General features: G+C 46.0%; 20 protein-coding genes. All 20 read left to right on the top strand.

From position 1 onward, the window contains the following. The first annotated feature begins 43 nt into the window (after positions 1-43). Positions 44-427, top strand: a complete 384-nt coding sequence (gene rpsM / locus Q7S83_02160) for a 30S ribosomal protein S13 (GenBank protein ID MDO8466924.1) — start codon at positions 44-46, stop codon at positions 425-427. A gap of 45 nt (positions 428-472) precedes the next feature. Next, complete coding sequence (gene rpsK / locus Q7S83_02155) at positions 473-925, top strand: 30S ribosomal protein S11 (protein MDO8466923.1); 453 nt, start codon at positions 473-475, stop codon at positions 923-925. Positions 926-967: 42 nt separating this feature from the next. Further along, a complete protein-coding gene (gene rpsD / locus Q7S83_02150) occupies positions 968-1,582 on the top strand; it encodes a 30S ribosomal protein S4 (GenBank protein ID MDO8466922.1) in 615 nt (204 codons plus the stop codon). Between the two features lie 27 nt (positions 1,583-1,609). Next, complete coding sequence (locus Q7S83_02145; GenBank protein ID MDO8466921.1) at positions 1,610-2,392, top strand: DNA-directed RNA polymerase subunit alpha; 783 nt, start codon at positions 1,610-1,612, stop codon at positions 2,390-2,392. 45 nt (positions 2,393-2,437) lie between these two features. After that, complete coding sequence (gene rplQ / locus Q7S83_02140) at positions 2,438-2,785, top strand: 50S ribosomal protein L17 (GenBank protein ID MDO8466920.1); 348 nt, start codon at positions 2,438-2,440, stop codon at positions 2,783-2,785. A 55-nt stretch (positions 2,786-2,840) separates the two neighbouring features. After that, a complete protein-coding gene (gene rplM / locus Q7S83_02135; GenBank protein ID MDO8466919.1) occupies positions 2,841-3,182 on the top strand; it encodes a 50S ribosomal protein L13 in 342 nt (113 codons plus the stop codon). A gap of 1 nt (position 3,183) precedes the next feature. Further along, complete coding sequence (rpsI, locus tag Q7S83_02130) at positions 3,184-3,591, top strand: 30S ribosomal protein S9 (GenBank protein ID MDO8466918.1); 408 nt, start codon at positions 3,184-3,186, stop codon at positions 3,589-3,591. Further along, positions 3,576-3,977 (top strand): hypothetical protein, encoded by a 402-nt coding sequence (locus tag Q7S83_02125; protein ID MDO8466917.1) that lies wholly within the window; start codon positions 3,576-3,578, stop codon positions 3,975-3,977. Before rpsI ends, Q7S83_02125 begins: the two co-directional genes overlap by 16 nt. A 67-nt stretch (positions 3,978-4,044) precedes the next feature. Next, a complete protein-coding gene (gene murA / locus Q7S83_02120; protein MDO8466916.1) occupies positions 4,045-5,355 on the top strand; it encodes a UDP-N-acetylglucosamine 1-carboxyvinyltransferase in 1,311 nt (436 codons plus the stop codon). A 16-nt stretch (positions 5,356-5,371) separates the two neighbouring features. Beyond that, complete coding sequence (locus tag Q7S83_02115; protein ID MDO8466915.1) at positions 5,372-6,379, top strand: rod shape-determining protein; 1,008 nt, start codon at positions 5,372-5,374, stop codon at positions 6,377-6,379. A 14-nt stretch (positions 6,380-6,393) separates the two neighbouring features. Next, entirely contained in the window at positions 6,394-7,107 is a 714-nt protein-coding gene (locus Q7S83_02110) for a hypothetical protein (GenBank protein ID MDO8466914.1), read from the top strand. 533 nt (positions 7,108-7,640) lie between these two features. Then, positions 7,641-8,066, top strand: a complete 426-nt coding sequence (locus Q7S83_02105; GenBank protein ID MDO8466913.1) for a hypothetical protein — start codon at positions 7,641-7,643, stop codon at positions 8,064-8,066. Between the two features lie 58 nt (positions 8,067-8,124). After that, positions 8,125-8,679, top strand: coding sequence for a ribosome recycling factor (gene frr, locus Q7S83_02100; protein ID MDO8466912.1), 555 nt, complete (start codon positions 8,125-8,127; stop codon positions 8,677-8,679). Between the two features lie 83 nt (positions 8,680-8,762). After that, complete coding sequence (locus Q7S83_02095; GenBank protein ID MDO8466911.1) at positions 8,763-9,776, top strand: M50 family metallopeptidase; 1,014 nt, start codon at positions 8,763-8,765, stop codon at positions 9,774-9,776. Positions 9,777-9,823: 47 nt separating this feature from the next. Further along, positions 9,824-10,660, top strand: a complete 837-nt coding sequence (locus tag Q7S83_02090) for a hypothetical protein (GenBank protein ID MDO8466910.1) — start codon at positions 9,824-9,826, stop codon at positions 10,658-10,660. Between the two features lie 373 nt (positions 10,661-11,033). After that, a complete protein-coding gene (locus Q7S83_02085; GenBank protein MDO8466909.1) occupies positions 11,034-11,864 on the top strand; it encodes a hypothetical protein in 831 nt (276 codons plus the stop codon). A gap of 90 nt (positions 11,865-11,954) precedes the next feature. Beyond that, positions 11,955-12,782, top strand: coding sequence for a hypothetical protein (locus Q7S83_02080; protein ID MDO8466908.1), 828 nt, complete (start codon positions 11,955-11,957; stop codon positions 12,780-12,782). Positions 12,783-12,902: 120 nt separating this feature from the next. Then, positions 12,903-13,928: a hypothetical protein gene (locus Q7S83_02075; GenBank protein MDO8466907.1), complete on the top strand. Its 1,026-nt coding sequence runs from the start codon at positions 12,903-12,905 to the stop codon at positions 13,926-13,928. A gap of 49 nt (positions 13,929-13,977) precedes the next feature. After that, complete coding sequence (locus tag Q7S83_02070; GenBank protein ID MDO8466906.1) at positions 13,978-15,195, top strand: aminoacyl--tRNA ligase-related protein; 1,218 nt, start codon at positions 13,978-13,980, stop codon at positions 15,193-15,195. Between the two features lie 140 nt (positions 15,196-15,335). Further along, entirely contained in the window at positions 15,336-15,698 is a 363-nt protein-coding gene (locus tag Q7S83_02065) for a hypothetical protein (GenBank protein ID MDO8466905.1), read from the top strand. Positions 15,699-15,995: the final 297 nt, after the last annotated feature.

Below are 15,995 nucleotides of genomic sequence, written 5' to 3'. Positions count from 1 at the left end.
CATGTTTAAATCTTTAAATATTTAAATAATAAAATATACTTCAATGAGAATCTCCGGATCAAATATTCCAGACAACAAGCGTATTGATATAGCGCTGACTTATCTTTTCGGCATCGGCCGGACTCTGGCAATCCAGACTTTAGAGAAGGTAAAAATTGATCCGAGCAAGCGTGCCAAGACTCTTACCCCTGAGGAAGTAAACCGGATTCAGGCGCATATAGAGAAAAATTTTAAAGTTGAGGGTGAGTTGCGTCAAATCATCAAGCAGAACATTAATTTATTGAAAGATTTGCAGTCATATCGGGGTATGCGTCACTCCCGCAAGCTCCCGGTCCGTGGCCAAAGGACGAAGACTAACTCCCGCACTGTGCGTGGCAATGTTCGTAAGACCGCTGGCAGTGGAAAACGTAAAAACGAGTTGAAATAATATTTAAACGTTTAAATATTTAAATACTAAAAATACACAACCAACATGGGTAAAAAAGTACCAACAAAACAAACCACCGAAGAAGTCCTCAAAGAGGGCCAGAAGACTGAAGCCGCTGTTGCAAAGGCGAGCGAGAAGTCGGTTTCCAAAAAATTTGATACCGGCAAAGTTTTCGTCAAAGCTTCCTACAACAACACCCTAGTTTCGGTATCGGATGATAAAGGTAATATACTCGCTTGGAGCACTGCCGGATCTTTGGGTTTCAATGGTCCGAAAAAGGCCACTCCTTTTGCCGCTTCGAAGATAATCGCCGTGATTGCTGAGAAGTTGAAAAAGTCCGGTCCGGTCAATGTGCACGTGGTAGTCAGCGGAGTAGGCGGAGGCCGGGATTCCGCGGTCCGCACTTTGGCGAACCATGGCTTCAATATCCTTTCTATTAAAGACGTAACCCCGATTCCGCATAACGGTCCAAGACCACCCAAAGTCCGCCGCATTTAATGTTTAAATATTTAAATTTTTAAATTATAAAAATATACATCCATGTTTGATACACGAGAAAAAAGAGAACGTTCGCTAGGCACAAAGCTTTTTTTGAAAGCGGAGCGTTGTAATTCTCCAAAATGCGTTACTTCACGCAGGCCGCATAAACCGGGAGCTCACGGTAAATCTTTTAGCAAACAGCTTTCTGAATTTGGAACTCAACTGAAAGAGAAACAAAAAATCCGCTATACCTATGGTATTCGTGAGAATCAGATGCGTTTGATCGTAAAAAGAGCTACCAGTAACCCCGGCGTCACCGGTCCGTTGATTATCAGCTTGTTGGAAAGCCGTTTAGATAACGTGGTCTATCGCGTTGGATTTGCTGCTTCCCGTTCCGTTGCCCGCCAGTTAGTTAGTCATGGCCATATTATGTTGAATGGACGCAAAGCCACGATTCCTTCAATTCAGCTTCGAGCCGGAGACATTGTTTCCATTCGTCCGCAGTCTAAAGAACACCCGCTTTTCAAAGATTTGGGAGAAAAACTAAAGAAATACGAAGCTCCGGTTTGGTTGGCTGTCGATGCTGACAAACAAGAGGGAAAGATGCTTTCCGCTCCTAAGGATTTCGACATCCCGTTTGATGTGAACCTTGTGGTTGACTTTTATAGTAAATAGAGGTAAAATATAAAGAATAAAAAACTTATGGAATATCAATATTTAAGTGAGACGGTTGGAATCAAAAAGGTCTCGGAAACCGATAAAGAGGGGGTTTTTGAAATTGAGGGATTGTACAGTGGCTATGGTTTAACCCTTGGCAATGCTTTGCGTCGTGTTTTGCTTTCTTCTCTTCCGGGCGCCGCGATTACTCAAGTAAAAATCAAAGGAGCCAGCCATGAATTTTCTACCGTTGAAGGAGTGAAGGAGGACATGGTGGAAGTAGCTTTAAATTTGAAAAAAGTTCGCTTTAGAATTCACACCGACGAGCCTCAGGTTTTGATTTTAAAGATTAAGGGAGAAAAAGTTGTGACTGCGTCCGACATCAAGACCAACTCTCAAGTTGACCTGATTAGCTCCGACGTTCACATTGCTACCTTGACCAGCAAGGATGCTGAATTAGATATGGAAATCACCGTGGAGAAGGGTTTGGGTTATTTGCCGGTTGAATCCCGTAAGAGCGATAAGTTGCCGATTGGTGTTATCGCTATCGACGCTTTATTCTCTCCGGTAGTACAGGTAAATTTTTCGGTAGAAAATATGCGGGTAGGGGAGCGCGCTGACTACAACCGTCTCCGCTTGATTATCGCAACCGACGGCAGTATCACCCCATCTTCCGCTTTGAGAAAGTCCAGTAATATTTTGCAGGATCACTTTGTTAAGATTTCCGGTGTGGAAGTCAAAGAAGTAGAGGCGTCTGCGGTTGCTGCAGAAGAAGGAGAGGAAAAGAAAGCGAAAAAGGCCTCTAAGAAAAAGAAGAAAGAAGAGTAAAGATGTTTAAATATTTAAACATTTAAATAATAGAAATATACTACAATGGCAAAGCACGCGCGAAAATTTAATCGTACGATGGGTCGTCGAAAGTCTTTCCTGCAAGGATTGGCTAATAATTTGATTATGAAAGAAAAGATTTCGACTACGGTTGCGCGCGCCAAAGCAATTCGCCCGATGGTGGAAAAAATGGTTACCATCGCCAAAAAGCAGCAATTAGCATCACTTCGACGCTTGCTTGCCGCTTTGCCTAAGAAATCTGCCAAGAAGCTTTATTTTGACGTCGCGCCTCGTTATCAGAATCGCGCCGGCGGTTACTTGCGCATCACTAAGTTGGCCAAGGCCCGCATGAGAGATGCCGCCCCGATGGCGGTGATTGAGTTTGTGAAGTAACTCATATATCATATCTTTAAATATTTAAACGTTTAAACAATAAGAATATCCTACAATGCAATACGTAATTGACGCAAAAGATCAGAAATTAGGACGCTTGGCATCACAGATTGCCCAGATTTTGCAGGGCAAAATGCATCCTGATTATCAGCCACGCAACCCCGGAAAAGATAAGGTGGTTGTTAAGAACGCTTCGAAGATTGTAGTCACCGGTCGGAAAATGACTCAAAAGATTTACTATCGCCACACTGGCTATATGGGTCACTTGAAAGAGCAGGTTTACCAGGAGGCTTTTGCAAAATCTCCGGAGAAAGTTTTGATGTTGGCCGTGAAGCGTATGTTGCCGCAGAATTTTTTGAAACAAAAACGTTTGAATCTTTTAACTATAGAAAAATAATATGGCCGAGAAAAAAACAATTGTCCGTTTCTTCCAAGCTAAAGGTGGCCGTAAAAGCGCCAATGCCTCTGCTCGTGTTTTTGCCGGAAAGGGTTTGACTGTAAACAATAAGGATTATAAAGAATATTTCAAAACGTCGTTGCGCAATCAACTCACGGCTCTTTTGCCGTTTGAGATTTCTGATTTGAAAACTCGTGTTGGCGCCAGTGTTATGGTTCATGGTGGCGGAATTAATGCACAAGCTGACGCAGTAAAGAATGCCGTCGCCCGCGCTATGGTTAAATTTGAGCCTGACCTTCGTAAGTTGTTGAAGCCAGCCGGTTACTTGACCCGTGATTCTCGTATTGTTGAGCGCAAAAAGTACGGATTGCTCAAAGCTCGCCGAGCTCCGCAATGGGCCAAACGTTAAAAACCGTCCTGCTCTTTTGGTTGGCCTTGATGGTTTCATTGGTGTATTTCGATGTTTGGTATTTTGACGAAATTATAAATTTTCGCCCGTGGTATTTGGATATGGTTATGCATTGTTTGGGTGGGGGATTCATTTCCGTATCGTTCTTGTATTTTGCGGGTCAGAAATATTTTGGTGAGTTGAGCGGCCGGTTATTACCGTTCCTCATTTTAACTCTGGGCGTTGTTGCTCTTGTGGCGGTGGGCTGGGAGTTTTATGAATATTTTGTGAATATTCTTACCGGTATGCCGCAAGAGCCGGCCTCTGATACTTTTAGTGATCTGTCTTTGGGTTTAGCGGGAGCGGCGATGACGGTAGTTTTGATTCGCCACGCTAAGCGTGGCTAAACCCCGCTCAGCGGGGTCGCCAAAACCGTTAAACCCAAAATTCTAATTTTGGGTTATACTTACGCTCATGAGGTTTTTAATTCGGGGTGGAAATAAGCTTTCGGGCGAAATAAAATTGGCCGGCGCGAAGAATGCGGCGACGAAAATGCTGATTGCTTCGCTTCTTACTTCCGAGCCGTGCATTTTGGAAAATTTCCCTGATATCGGCGATGCAAAAATCACCGAAGAGCTTTGCCGGGCCGTTGGCAGTCATATCTCCAAGAGCGGCAATACTCTTACTATTGAAACTCCGGAAATTACTAATTTCAAAGTAGTTTCTTTGACTCGTCGGAATCGGATTCCAATTCTCGCCCTAGGCCCGTTGTTGGCTCGCGTTGGCAAGGCTGAAGTTCCTATGTTGGGCGGAGATAAGATTGGGCCACGCCCCGTGGATATTCACATTGATGCCCTAACCGCGATGGGCGCCAAGATCGAAGTACTTGAGGATCGTTATGTTGCCATTGCCCCAGATGGCCTGCATGGGACGGAAGTAAGGTTGCGCTATCCCAGCGTCGGCGCCACCGAAAATACAATTTTAGCGGCTGTTTTGGCCAAGGGGCGCACCGAAATACAAAATGCGGCTCTTGAGCCGGAAATTCTGGATTTGATAAAACTGCTTCAAAAAATGGGCGCGATTATCGAATTCGGCGCCAACCGTACAATTTATATTGATGGAGTAGAAAGTTTACACGGAGCTACTCACCGGATTATGCCCGACCGTAATGAGGCGATTTCTTTTGCTTGCTTGGCAGTAGCCACCAACGGACGGATTTTAGTGAAAGATGCGCGTCAGGAAACACTTTCAACATTTTTGAGTGTCTTGCGCCGCGTGGGTGGAGACTATCAAGTATCGGATGGCGGAATTGAATTTTGGAAAGCCGTGGATGGCCCGCTTCGCCCGACTGCCATTGAAACTGATACTTATCCTGGGTTTATGACCGACTGGCAGCAGCCGGTGGCAGTCCTACTTACCCAAGCTAACGGAGTCTCCACGCTGCATGAAACAGTCTACGAAGATCGCTTCGGTTATGCGCAAGACTTGAATTTAATGGGCGCGGAGATTAAAGTACAAGCAAAGTGTTTAGGGGAGGTTCCCTGCCGGTTCGCCGGAAAAACTTTTCTTCACAGCGCAGAGATCACGGGGCCGAGTAAGCTGCATTCCGCGAAGTTGACCGTAAGAGATCTTCGTTCCGGAATTGCTCACGTCATCGCGGCTCTTGTTGCCGAAGGAGAATCGGAGATTGATGGTATTGAAGAATTGGACAGGGGATATGAAAATTTGGATGAGCGACTTCGGAAACTAGGGGCAGACATCAAACGACTAACGACTAACGACTAACAAAGTACACAAAAAAATGTTTACACGAAAAATCGGAATAGACTTAGGAACCGCCAACACGATTGTTTTCGTGCCGGGCCGGGGTTTTATTATCAACGAACCAACCATCGTTGCCTTGAGTGTACCCGACAACACCGTTCTTGCTGTTGGCCGCGAAGCCAAAGATATGATCGGCCGTACACCCGACAACATTGTGGCGTATCGTCCGCTCAAGGAAGGCGTGATTGCCGACTACTACATCACCAAAGCGATGATGAAGTATTTCATCGCTAAGGCCTCCGGCTCATTTAATTTCTTTAAGCCCGAGGTGGTAATTTCCGTTCCTGCCGGTATTTCTCCAACCGAAAAACGCGCAGTAATAAACGCCGCCAAAGAAGCGGGCGCCAAAGAGGCTTATATCGTAAAAGAACCCATTTTGGCCGCGCTGGGTGCCGGCGTTCCGATTAACAACTATTCCGGCAATATGATTATCAACATCGGCGGCGGCACTTCCGAGGTGGCCGTGGTTGCTTTGGGCGGAATTGTTTCCTGGGCCAGCTTGCGGGTTGCCGGAAATAAATTCGATCAGGCGATTATGGATTATATTAAGAAAAAGTACTCTCTATTTTTGGGAGAGCAGAGCGCGGAAAATGTGAAGATTGAAATCGGTTCCGCTTTGCCGACTAAAGAAAAATTGGAATACCGTCTTCGTGGCCGGGATTTAGTTTCGGGCTTGCCTAGAGATTTAGTAATCACCTCCAACGAAATTGCTGAAGCGCTTAATCCGCACTTGCTCGACATTGCCGCTTCCGTGCAAAGCGTTTTCAATAGCACTCCTCCGGAATTGGTAGCGGATATTATGGAAAAGGGAATTATTCTTTCCGGCGGCGGCGCGCATCTGCGTTATATTGATGAATTTTTCCGGCGGATGACCGGCGTGCAGACCTACGTCGCTGAAGATCCGCTTTATTGCGTTGCCAAGGGTACCGGCTTGATTCTGAATCATCTGGAAGTCTACAAGCGAACGCTTTTGAACAAGCGCTAGGTTATACTTAGTTAGTGAAAGCAGGGGATTTAAAAAAACTTTTTTCCGACTTGATAAAAGATGAGCGTCTTTCGCACAGTTATATTTTTTTCGGACACGGCACAGAGAAAGAAAAACTAGTAGCGGCAAAATGCTTGGCTAATTTTTTAGAAGCAGGGAACTGGGAGGCGCCGACTCGGGTTTTAAATGACAGTATTTTTTATGATGCTCACGCCGATGGCGGGATTGATTTAATTCGGTTAGCCTCGGAATTTTTATGGCAACGACCCGCTGTTTCCATTCGCCGATTATTGGTAATTGATAACGCTCACGCTCTGACTTTGTACGCCCAGAACGCAATTTTGAAGATCGCCGAGGAGCCGCCCGCCGGGGCCCTGTTGGTATTGCTTTTAAAAGACCCAGGCGCTTTGTCGCCCGCCGTTCAGTCGCGTTTTCAGCGCATATTTTTGGCTGGGGAGAATGTTGTTGAGGCGGAAGTAAAAGAAGTGGGAATATTTATGAAAACCGCGCCCGCGAAAAGAAAAGAATTTCTCAAAACTCTTATTGAGCGCACCGAAGAAGAGCCTCGCTTAGTGGATGATTTCGTGCGCGGGATGATGATGGAATTGCAAAAAGATCCGGTAAAAAATTGGAAAGGACTAAAGGCTTTATCGCGGCGCTGGGCTTTAATGAGTGAATTTAATTTGAATAAGCGGCTTCAGCTTGAAGCGGCGCTATTAGAGGTATAAAATTAAAGTAATGGACAAAGCTTTTGGAATAATCTTACTCACCATCTTTACGGGTGTTTTGATCTACTTTTTGCCGATTGTCTGCAAATAGCGGAGCCATTGACTAGCAGAAGATTTCTTGCTAAAATTGCTTACAGCAAATCAGAAAGTATATCCGCCCCGCTCGGGCTCCCGAAAACCCGAGACGCCGGTACTTGGCTCGTTAATTCATATGCGATCGCGGCCTCTAAGGCGTGAGCTGTTGCTCTGGTGGCAGCAGTGGCATACGAGCGATAAGCGACCGGCGAGCACCTCCCCCAAAGCGACATCTCCCCAAAGTCGCCGGGAACCGAGCGGGGTTCTTTAATAAATTTTTATGTACTGCCGCAGGCAGTTTCCGGAAAAGGCTCCCGATTGTTGATCGGGTCGTCTGTCCGAAGTTGCTGCCATTGCGGCGCAAACTCAAACCCCCGTCCAGCAGCATGCTGGCGGGGGTATTTTTTATCCTAGGCGTTTGTGTTATAGTAGCCGACGGCACATTTGAGGAGGCGTTCATGTACGCAGTCATCACTGCCGACAAGCCCTTCGCCCGCGACATGCGCGAGAGGGGCTGGAAATTGAAAAGGGATGTCGAGGTTGAGCATGATCTGGTGGTTATGGATATCTGCGGGTTTCATCATCCTGAAGAAGGACTGATCCATGGTAACCGTATGGCCATCCGCGCTCTTGAGCTGGATGCCAATCTTGGCCAGAGACACGCTGAGGCGTTGCTCGAGCGTCAGAATTTCATTCCGCATAGCTGGACGAATTTCTATCTGATTTTTCCCGGTACTGTTTGGAATGATCCGCAAGGCAAGCGCCGTGTTCCTTTCTTGGGCTATAACAGCGATACGGGAAAGTGGGTCCTGGATTTCATCCTGCTGGACCAGGAGAACTGGTGCGGCATCGACAAGCTGATGCGAGCTTACCCCGCCGCATGAAGTACCACCCCCGAATGGGGGCTTTTTATTTTTCAGCCTTTCATTTATTCTTTTTCTTATGACAGAACAACTAATAAAAGATTTCGAGAAAAATTTAAGAGCGATCGTGGATTATCTGAAAAATGAACTTTCCGGAGTCCGTACCAACCGGCCCAGCCCAAAACTGGTGGATAACCTGAAAGTCCGGTATATGGATCAGGATTTTACTGTTCAGCAACTTGGCGCAATCAGCATTCTTCCTCCCCGTGAAATTGATATCAACGTCTGGGATAAAGAATCCTTGAGCGCGGTGGTTAAGGCTATTGAAACTTCCGGGATGGGATTAACCGCTAATTCCGACGGTAATCTTATCCGGATTAATTTGCCGGCCCTGACGGATGAACGCCGTGAAGAATTGACTAAATTGGCCAAGCGTCTGACCGAGGAGGCCAAGATAAAAGTCCGCGCCGGGCGTGATGATGTAAATAAAAAGATTGAGTCCGCTTTCAAGGAAAAATTAATTACCGAAGATCAGAAATTCAAATCGCGCGAAAAGGCGCAAAAGTCCGTAGATAAAACAAACAGCGAGATTGAAGTTTCTCTTTCTGCTAAGATTGAGGAGATCTCCGAATAGTATTTAGTATTCAGTGTGATGTATTAAGTATAAATTCTCCCCCAATACTTAATACCGTATACTTTATACGAAACACTAAACCAATGGACATTTTAATTGTAATTATCGGTATTTCGTTACTGATCTTAATCCACGAGTTTGGGCATTTTTTGGCGGCTCGCAAGTTCGGTGTTTTGGTGGAGGAGTTTGGTTTTGGATTTCCACCGCGTCTATTTTCAAAAAAAATCGGAGAGACTATTTATAGCCTGAATCTTCTGCCTTTTGGCGGATTCGTGCGTCTTTATGGAGAGAATCAGTGGGAAGAAATAAATGCGGAGAAGCGCGCGCGAAGTTTTTTTGTGCAGCCGATTTGGAAACGCTCTTTGGTAATCGTCGCCGGTGTGGCAATGAATTTCTTCTTGGGTTGGATGTTGATGTCTTTAATTTTCGCTGTCGGCACTCCGCGGGTGGTAGTGGTGTCGGAAATTCTTCCGGGTAGCCCGGCGGAAGCGGTGGGAATTTTGGCTAATGATCAGATGAAGGATTTTCAAAATGGAAGCGATTTCGTTTCTTTTATAAATCAGAATCGCGGGAAAGAAATCGTTTTGAACATTAGTCGGGCAGGGGAAGAGTTGCAAATTAAAGCTACACCAAGAGTTTCCGGAGAGGGGGCGTTGGGAGTGGCGGTAGTGGAGGCGGGGATAGAGCGGCATTCTTTGTTGGCTAGTCTTTGGGAGGGATTGAAGGCTTCGTTGATGATTGTGGGTGGAATTTTGGCGGCCTTTGCGAATCTTTTCTGGGGACTGATTACTCAAGGCCGGTTGCTGGTGGATTTCGTGGGGCCAATCGGCATCTTTGGCATCGCCAACCAGGCCGGCTCAATGGGCTTTATTTATCTTGTTCAGTTGATTGCTTTGATTTCTTTAAATTTGGCGGTTCTCAATATCTTTCCATTTCCGGCACTGGACGGAGGAAGATTCTTGTTTATTATTCTTGAAAAAATTAAAGGCTCGCCGTTGCGTCCGGAGATGGAAAGATCTGTTAATGCCGCCGGGTTTCTTGTTCTCCTCCTGCTGATAATTGCCGTTACTATTCGGGACGTTGTCCACTTGTTCTAACTTTAGAAAACCGCTATCCTAATTCCAGCTTTTTAAAGGAGGCAGCCGTGCACAAATTGTCCGTTATCGTGTTCGCCTGTTTTTACGGAGGAAGTCTTTTTGCTGAAGTTGCTGATTTCGAAAAGCCCCCGTCGAGAATGAAAGCACGGATCACCGAATATTGGGATGAAGATGATAAGAATCCGACCGTGCAGTATTTTGACCGCAAGGTTACCGAAACCTTTGATGATAGGGGTGATTTGGTAAATAAGGAGCTCTCGGATTCCACCGGCAAGACCGAAAAACTTATCTATAAACATATCTATGGAGATGATGGCCAGATTAAGGAACGATTGGAGATTGACGACAAAGGAAAGACTTTAGAGCGTTGGACATACAAGAGAGACGTTGACGGCAATTTGGAGATTGAGCAGCGAATCATTCTTGCCACGGGAGATTTGCTTTACATCTCACGCTTCGACAAGAAGGGGCTCCTGAAAGAATGGGAATGCGCTCAATGCCGCGGCTCTAAAACCAAGATCGTCAATCATTACAGCGATGACGGAGTACTAAAGAAGAGCGAGGAAGTGATTGAGGGAAAGATTCGGAATACTACTGATTTCGAATACGATAAGGACGGTAAGTTGCGTCGCGCGACTACCGTCAACCACATGGGCTATCTGTCCGCAGAATCCAGCTACAACCTTGCCGGAGACCTGGAGGAGCGCGCCGTTTACGATTACTATGGTGGCGAGGTGGTGGCTAAGCTGGCTCATGAGTACACCTACGACAAGGACGGACGGATTACCGAAGATGAATGGATGGACAGTAAAATAGAGAAGAGGGCGCTGGCGTTGAAACGCGGCCACGTCTTGTATCAGTATGAGTTTTACGAGAAGAAGTAGCTTAGCCCCCTATTCCCACATATTCTCCGCAGCGATGCGGGGATTTTTTATTTAGTACGAGGCTTTGAGGACGCAGATGTAGAAGTCTACTCCAAGTCCGAGAAACGAAGTAATAAATAATAAAATCCCGCATCCCAGAGGGTTGTGGTTAAAATTCTTTATTTCTATGTCAGCTCATCTTGGGCATAGAGTCTATGCCTCAAAATTCGCTTCCTCGAAATAAAGAATTTATACCTCACAACGCTGCTAGAGCTTATGTGGGAATAGGGGGCTGACCCCGTCTTTACGGGGCTTTTTTCTTGCCCCGTGATGGCGTAGCCATTTTACGGGGTTTGTTATAAAATAATCCTTGGTTACTTTGAAAGGATAGAAAATGAAAAGCTTTCTCTTTCTGTTGTTTTTCGCCGGTCTCGCTTTGGCGAGCGATCCCGAGGATTTCTTCAAGAAAGTTGATGAAAAGATTTCCAAGAAAATTTCTAAGTTCTACATTGATAGCGCAGACCCAGAAGGCACTCTGATGCTGACCCGTACCGAAAGTTATAAGGACGGCGTTCTGGTTTCTATTACCGTAGAGGGTCCAAGTAATAGCGTGAATTACTATGAGCATGACTACGATGACAAGGGTCATCCGAAAGAGCGGCGACAGCTTGATGCTGATCGTAAGCTATATGGAAAGTTTAGTTACACTTACGTCGAAGACGGCAGTTACAAGGTGAGGGTTTATCGTTGTGATGCCGACGGGAAAGAAGTTTCCGGAACGGTTGTCGACTATGCTTACGACATCGGCGGCCGATGGCTCTCGGCTGAGAATGTTCATGTTTCCGGGTTGGTTCGTAGGCGTGAAAACGAATATGACGTTGCGGGTAAACTGACTAAATCCACTCTTTCCTCGACCATGAATGGCACCAAGGAAGTGGATGAAATTGTGACCTACTCCTACTACGCCAATGGCCATCTCAAGGAAGCCAAGACAAATTCCGGTGATGGCGACCCTGTAGATAAGGCGGTTTTCAACACCCGCGGCGATATGATTTCGTTTGCGCAGTACGATGGTTTGGGTAATGTCGCCCAGCGGGTAGAAATTACTCCTGGTTACAAAGCTGGCGATAAGCGGATTAGTGAAATTTGGAAGGTTTTTGTCGGAGATGAAAAGATTCCGCGAGCCTCGGGTCGCAGCACTTTTGAGTATGAATACGCGAAGTAACCATCAGTAAATTTTGAATGCCCGCCTTGTAAGGCGGGATTTTTTTATATAAAATTATTCTTAGTTAATTAAAAGAAGAGGAGGAGAGTCATGAAGCTTTTTGCTCTGCTACTTATTTCCGCTCCCGTATTTGCTCAGGACACCACTTTTGCCAAGGAAAATCCGAATCTCAAGAATGTTGAAGTTGAAATTTTTCTTGAAAGTTCCGGAGGTGATTCGCAGTCGTTGATTCATGCCGTGCGGTCTTACGAGGAAGGTGATTTGGTCGGCGTGGTTACCAGCGGAATATTTGCTCTCGATTTTAAGTACACTCATAAGTATGGCGCTGATGGAAAGATTGCGGAGCGCACCGATTATGTTGATGGAAAGTTGGGGCGCGTCTGGGTTTACACCTACAACGAAGATGGTAGCTGGGAGTTGAATGGTTATTCTTATGACGACGAAGGGGAGCGCTCTGAAGATTCAATTTATGTCGAAAAGTGGAACGACAAAGGAAATCTTCTTACGGTGGAATTGAAATTGGAAGGATACAAGACCGTCAAGAAATTTTCCTATAATAAGGACGGCAAACTTGTGAAGATGGAGGAAACTCCTGACGGCGCCACTAAGCCGATTTCTTGGGAGGTTTATGAATATACCGATGCCGGCAAGCTGGAGAAGAAAGAAGTCTACAGTGGCGATGTTCTCCGTGAAACCACCAGCTACAATGACCGTGGCGACAAGAAAGAGTCTGTTCGCTATGATGAAGTCGGTAAGAATCCCGTAAGCAAGAGTGTTTACTCGACGACTTATGCGGATCTGGCCATATTGGGCGAAAGGAAGACGGAAGATGTTTCTACTTCCTATGCGATGAAGAACGGGCAATGGGTTAAGGGTGGCACTTTGCGCGCCAAGCTCCAGTACTTTTTGAAGAAATAATTTTAAGCCCCACGGTCTCTAGAGAACGTGGGGCTTTTCTTTTGGGTAGTTTTCTGGTATAATCTCCCCAGACTTGTCCCTTACATAAATTATGTGAGGGATTCTTTGAAAGGAAAAGTCATGAAATTCAGCTTCCTGTTCGTGATTTTTTTTGGCATTTCCGCTTTTGCCGAACCTCCGGAAATAGTCACTGCCCCGAAAGGCGCGAAGAAGATTCACAGAGATTTTTATTTTTCCCATGTTAGCAAAGAGGCCGCGCCTCCAATATACAAGAAGGAAATTTTTGCTTTTGATGAAAATCAGCGATTGATTTCTATCGAGACGGAATATGTCAACAGGGAAGGATGCTGTCCGAACATTATGGAATTGTTTTCCTACAAACTAGATGAGAGGGGTAGGATTTTAGAGAAAACCTACCTACTGAACGGGGTTCGTGAAAAGTTCTGGGAGTATAAATACCGTGGCGATGGCGCTTTTACTGTGATTTTTTGGCGATGTGAGCTTGAGGGAGATTTAAGGAGTGACCCCGAAGAGACGTGGCAGTTCAACGAAAAAGGTCTGCCGATATCGATGGAGGCCTTTGATCGTTGGGGAGTTCGGAGGCTTACTTACAAATACGCAAACTGGAGCCAGCCCGGTCAGCGTAATCCGACTCACGGAAACGGAAAGCTGCTTTCGATCTATCAGGATTCCTATAAGTGGGATAAGAAAGACGATGTTACTCACTATGAAGATTTTCGGATTTATCGCGAAGATAACTCTCTCGAGATCCGCTACGACTATGATTGTCGAGGAGCAATTTGCCATAAAGAGGAGTACGACGAACGAGGAGATAAGGTAAAGGGAACCATCTTCTCGAACGAAATCGTGGATGGCAAGTATCTTTACCGCACTCCTATTGGACGCTCCGAAATCGAACGCGCCTACTCCAAGCTTCATGGAATCGAGTTGTTGAGCCAGGAAAGCGAGATTGCGTACAATATCAATTATCCTCGTAAATCAGAGGAAGATTGGAGCTTGGACTTCTCGCAAGACGGCACCGAATCCTTCTCTATAATAAGGAAGTACGTTTACCGCTACGAGTTTCACGAAGATTTTTTGAAGAAGGAAGCCGAAAAAGAAAAAGAAGAGAAAGCAGGTAAGTAAATCCCAGCGGCCTTTATTAAAGGCCGCTTTTTTGTTAGATTTCTACTTAATGAAGCAATCCGAGCTTTTCACGAAAACTTCTAAAACTGCTCCGAAAGAAGAAGAGGCGGTCAACGCTAAACTGCTTACGCGTGGCGGATTTGTGCGCAAGATGTCTGCCGGTGTTTATTCTTATTTGCCATTGGGTTATCGGGTTTTAAATAAAATCAATCAGATAATTCGAGAAGAGATGAACGCCATCGGCGGGCAGGAAATGCTGATGCAGGCCTTGGTGGCGAAAGAATATTGGGAAAAATCCAAGCGTTGGCACACCGACGTGGCCTATGAATTCAAATCTCCATTTGGCGAAGATATTGGTTTGGGTTGGACACACGAAGAAGTAATTACTTCCATTGCTACCCATTTCATTAACTCTTACAAAGACTTGCCGTTTTCGGCTTATCAGATTCAGACGAAGTTCCGGGCCGAAGCTCGGGCAAAGAGCGGTATTCTTCGAGGCCGCGAGTTTTCTATGAAAGATTTATACAGCTTCCATACTTCCGTGGAAGATCTGAATGTTTATTACGAAAAAGTAATTAAGGCTTATCACAAAATTTTCAAACGGGTTGGGTTGAAAGCGAAATTAACCGAAGCTTCCGGTGGCGCTTTTACCAAAGACTACACTCACGAATTTCAGGTGCCGACTCCTGTGGGTGAGGACACAATCGTTTATTGCACCAAGTGTGATTTCGCGCAGAACAAAGAAATTGCTTTAGTGCGTGGCGGAAATCTTTGCCCGAAGTGCAACGCGGAAGTGAAAGAAGAAAAGGCGATTGAAGTTGGCAACGTATTCCGTTTGGGGACTCGCTTTTCGGAAGCCTTTGGTTTGAAGTTCACCAATGAAAAAGGGGAGCAGTCGCCGGTGATAATGGGTTCTTATGGAATTGGCCCGACTCGCGTAATGGGCACGATTGTAGAAGTCTACAACGACGCCAATGGCATTATCTGGCCGGAAGCTGTCTCGCCATTCAAGATTCATTTGCTTGGCATCAATAAATCCGCTGACGCGATCTACAAGCAACTGGTGAAAGCCGGAGTAGAAGTGCTCTACGACGATCGTGATACTTCCGCTGGCGCAAAATTTGCTGATGCCGATCTTTTGGGTATCACTTGGCGCGCCGTGGTCAGCCCGAAAACCGGAGATAAGATCGAACTCAAACGCCGTGACTCGGATAAGGTGAAGTTAGTTGGCATTAAGGAGCTTATTAAAACAGCGACTAGAGTTTAGTGATTACGGAAGGCGGCTAGAAGCATTGGGTGTTGCACTTGAAGGTTGAATCCGGCTTACGAGCTATTGACAAAATAGGCACATTTGTGCTATATTGTGCGTAGATTCAAAACAACCTAGAAACTCTTTGGAGGCCTCCCATGCCTTATACCTTCGACGATTTGGCGAGGGCGTATGAGGAACTGCGTCGTTGTAATGAATGGTCTGCCAACGATTCGAGTAACAATCCCAACAAGTACTCGTCTCTAATCCATAATGCCGCCAACCAGCTTCGTTGGATCGAGGAAGACTTGAAGAAGAGTGGGGCAATCGAGCGTACGGAGGAAGAGAAGCTTCAGCTGGAGATTGACGCTCTTCATCCCAACGCCAAGTCGCGTAGCGTCATCAAGCACAACCGGAAACGTTATCAGATCCGCTACTATCCTGCGCATATCAGCCGTTCCGGCAAAACGGTGATGGAGTGGGAGCATCAGTGGGTGTTACTCGGGGAGGTGAGTTCTTAATCGTGAAGCCGCTACGTCGAAAGATGTGGCGGTTTTTTTCTTCCTACTACCCCGCGGGGTAGTGGTTGCTGTTGCGAGCTTTTGGTCGAAGGCATATTGGTTCGAGGAGCGTGTCGGAGCTTCGCCAGCTCGGTTCTTCCGTAATCGGAAGTGGCGGAGCGAGACACGAGGTGAGTCCCGCCGCTGGAGCGGGACTACACCATCTCTGAGAAGCAATTTCCTGAGGGTACCAAAAGCTAGAAACTTTCCTAGACAAATTTTTTCCAGTGAATTAAAATGTAGGTACTTTATTTAAGC

It is taken from the genome of bacterium, from assembly GCA_030646995.1.
Taxonomy (GTDB): Bacteria; Patescibacteriota; Minisyncoccia; order UBA6257; family WO2-44-18; genus JAUSKF01.
This window is presented reverse-complemented; position numbering and strand designations above follow the sequence as displayed.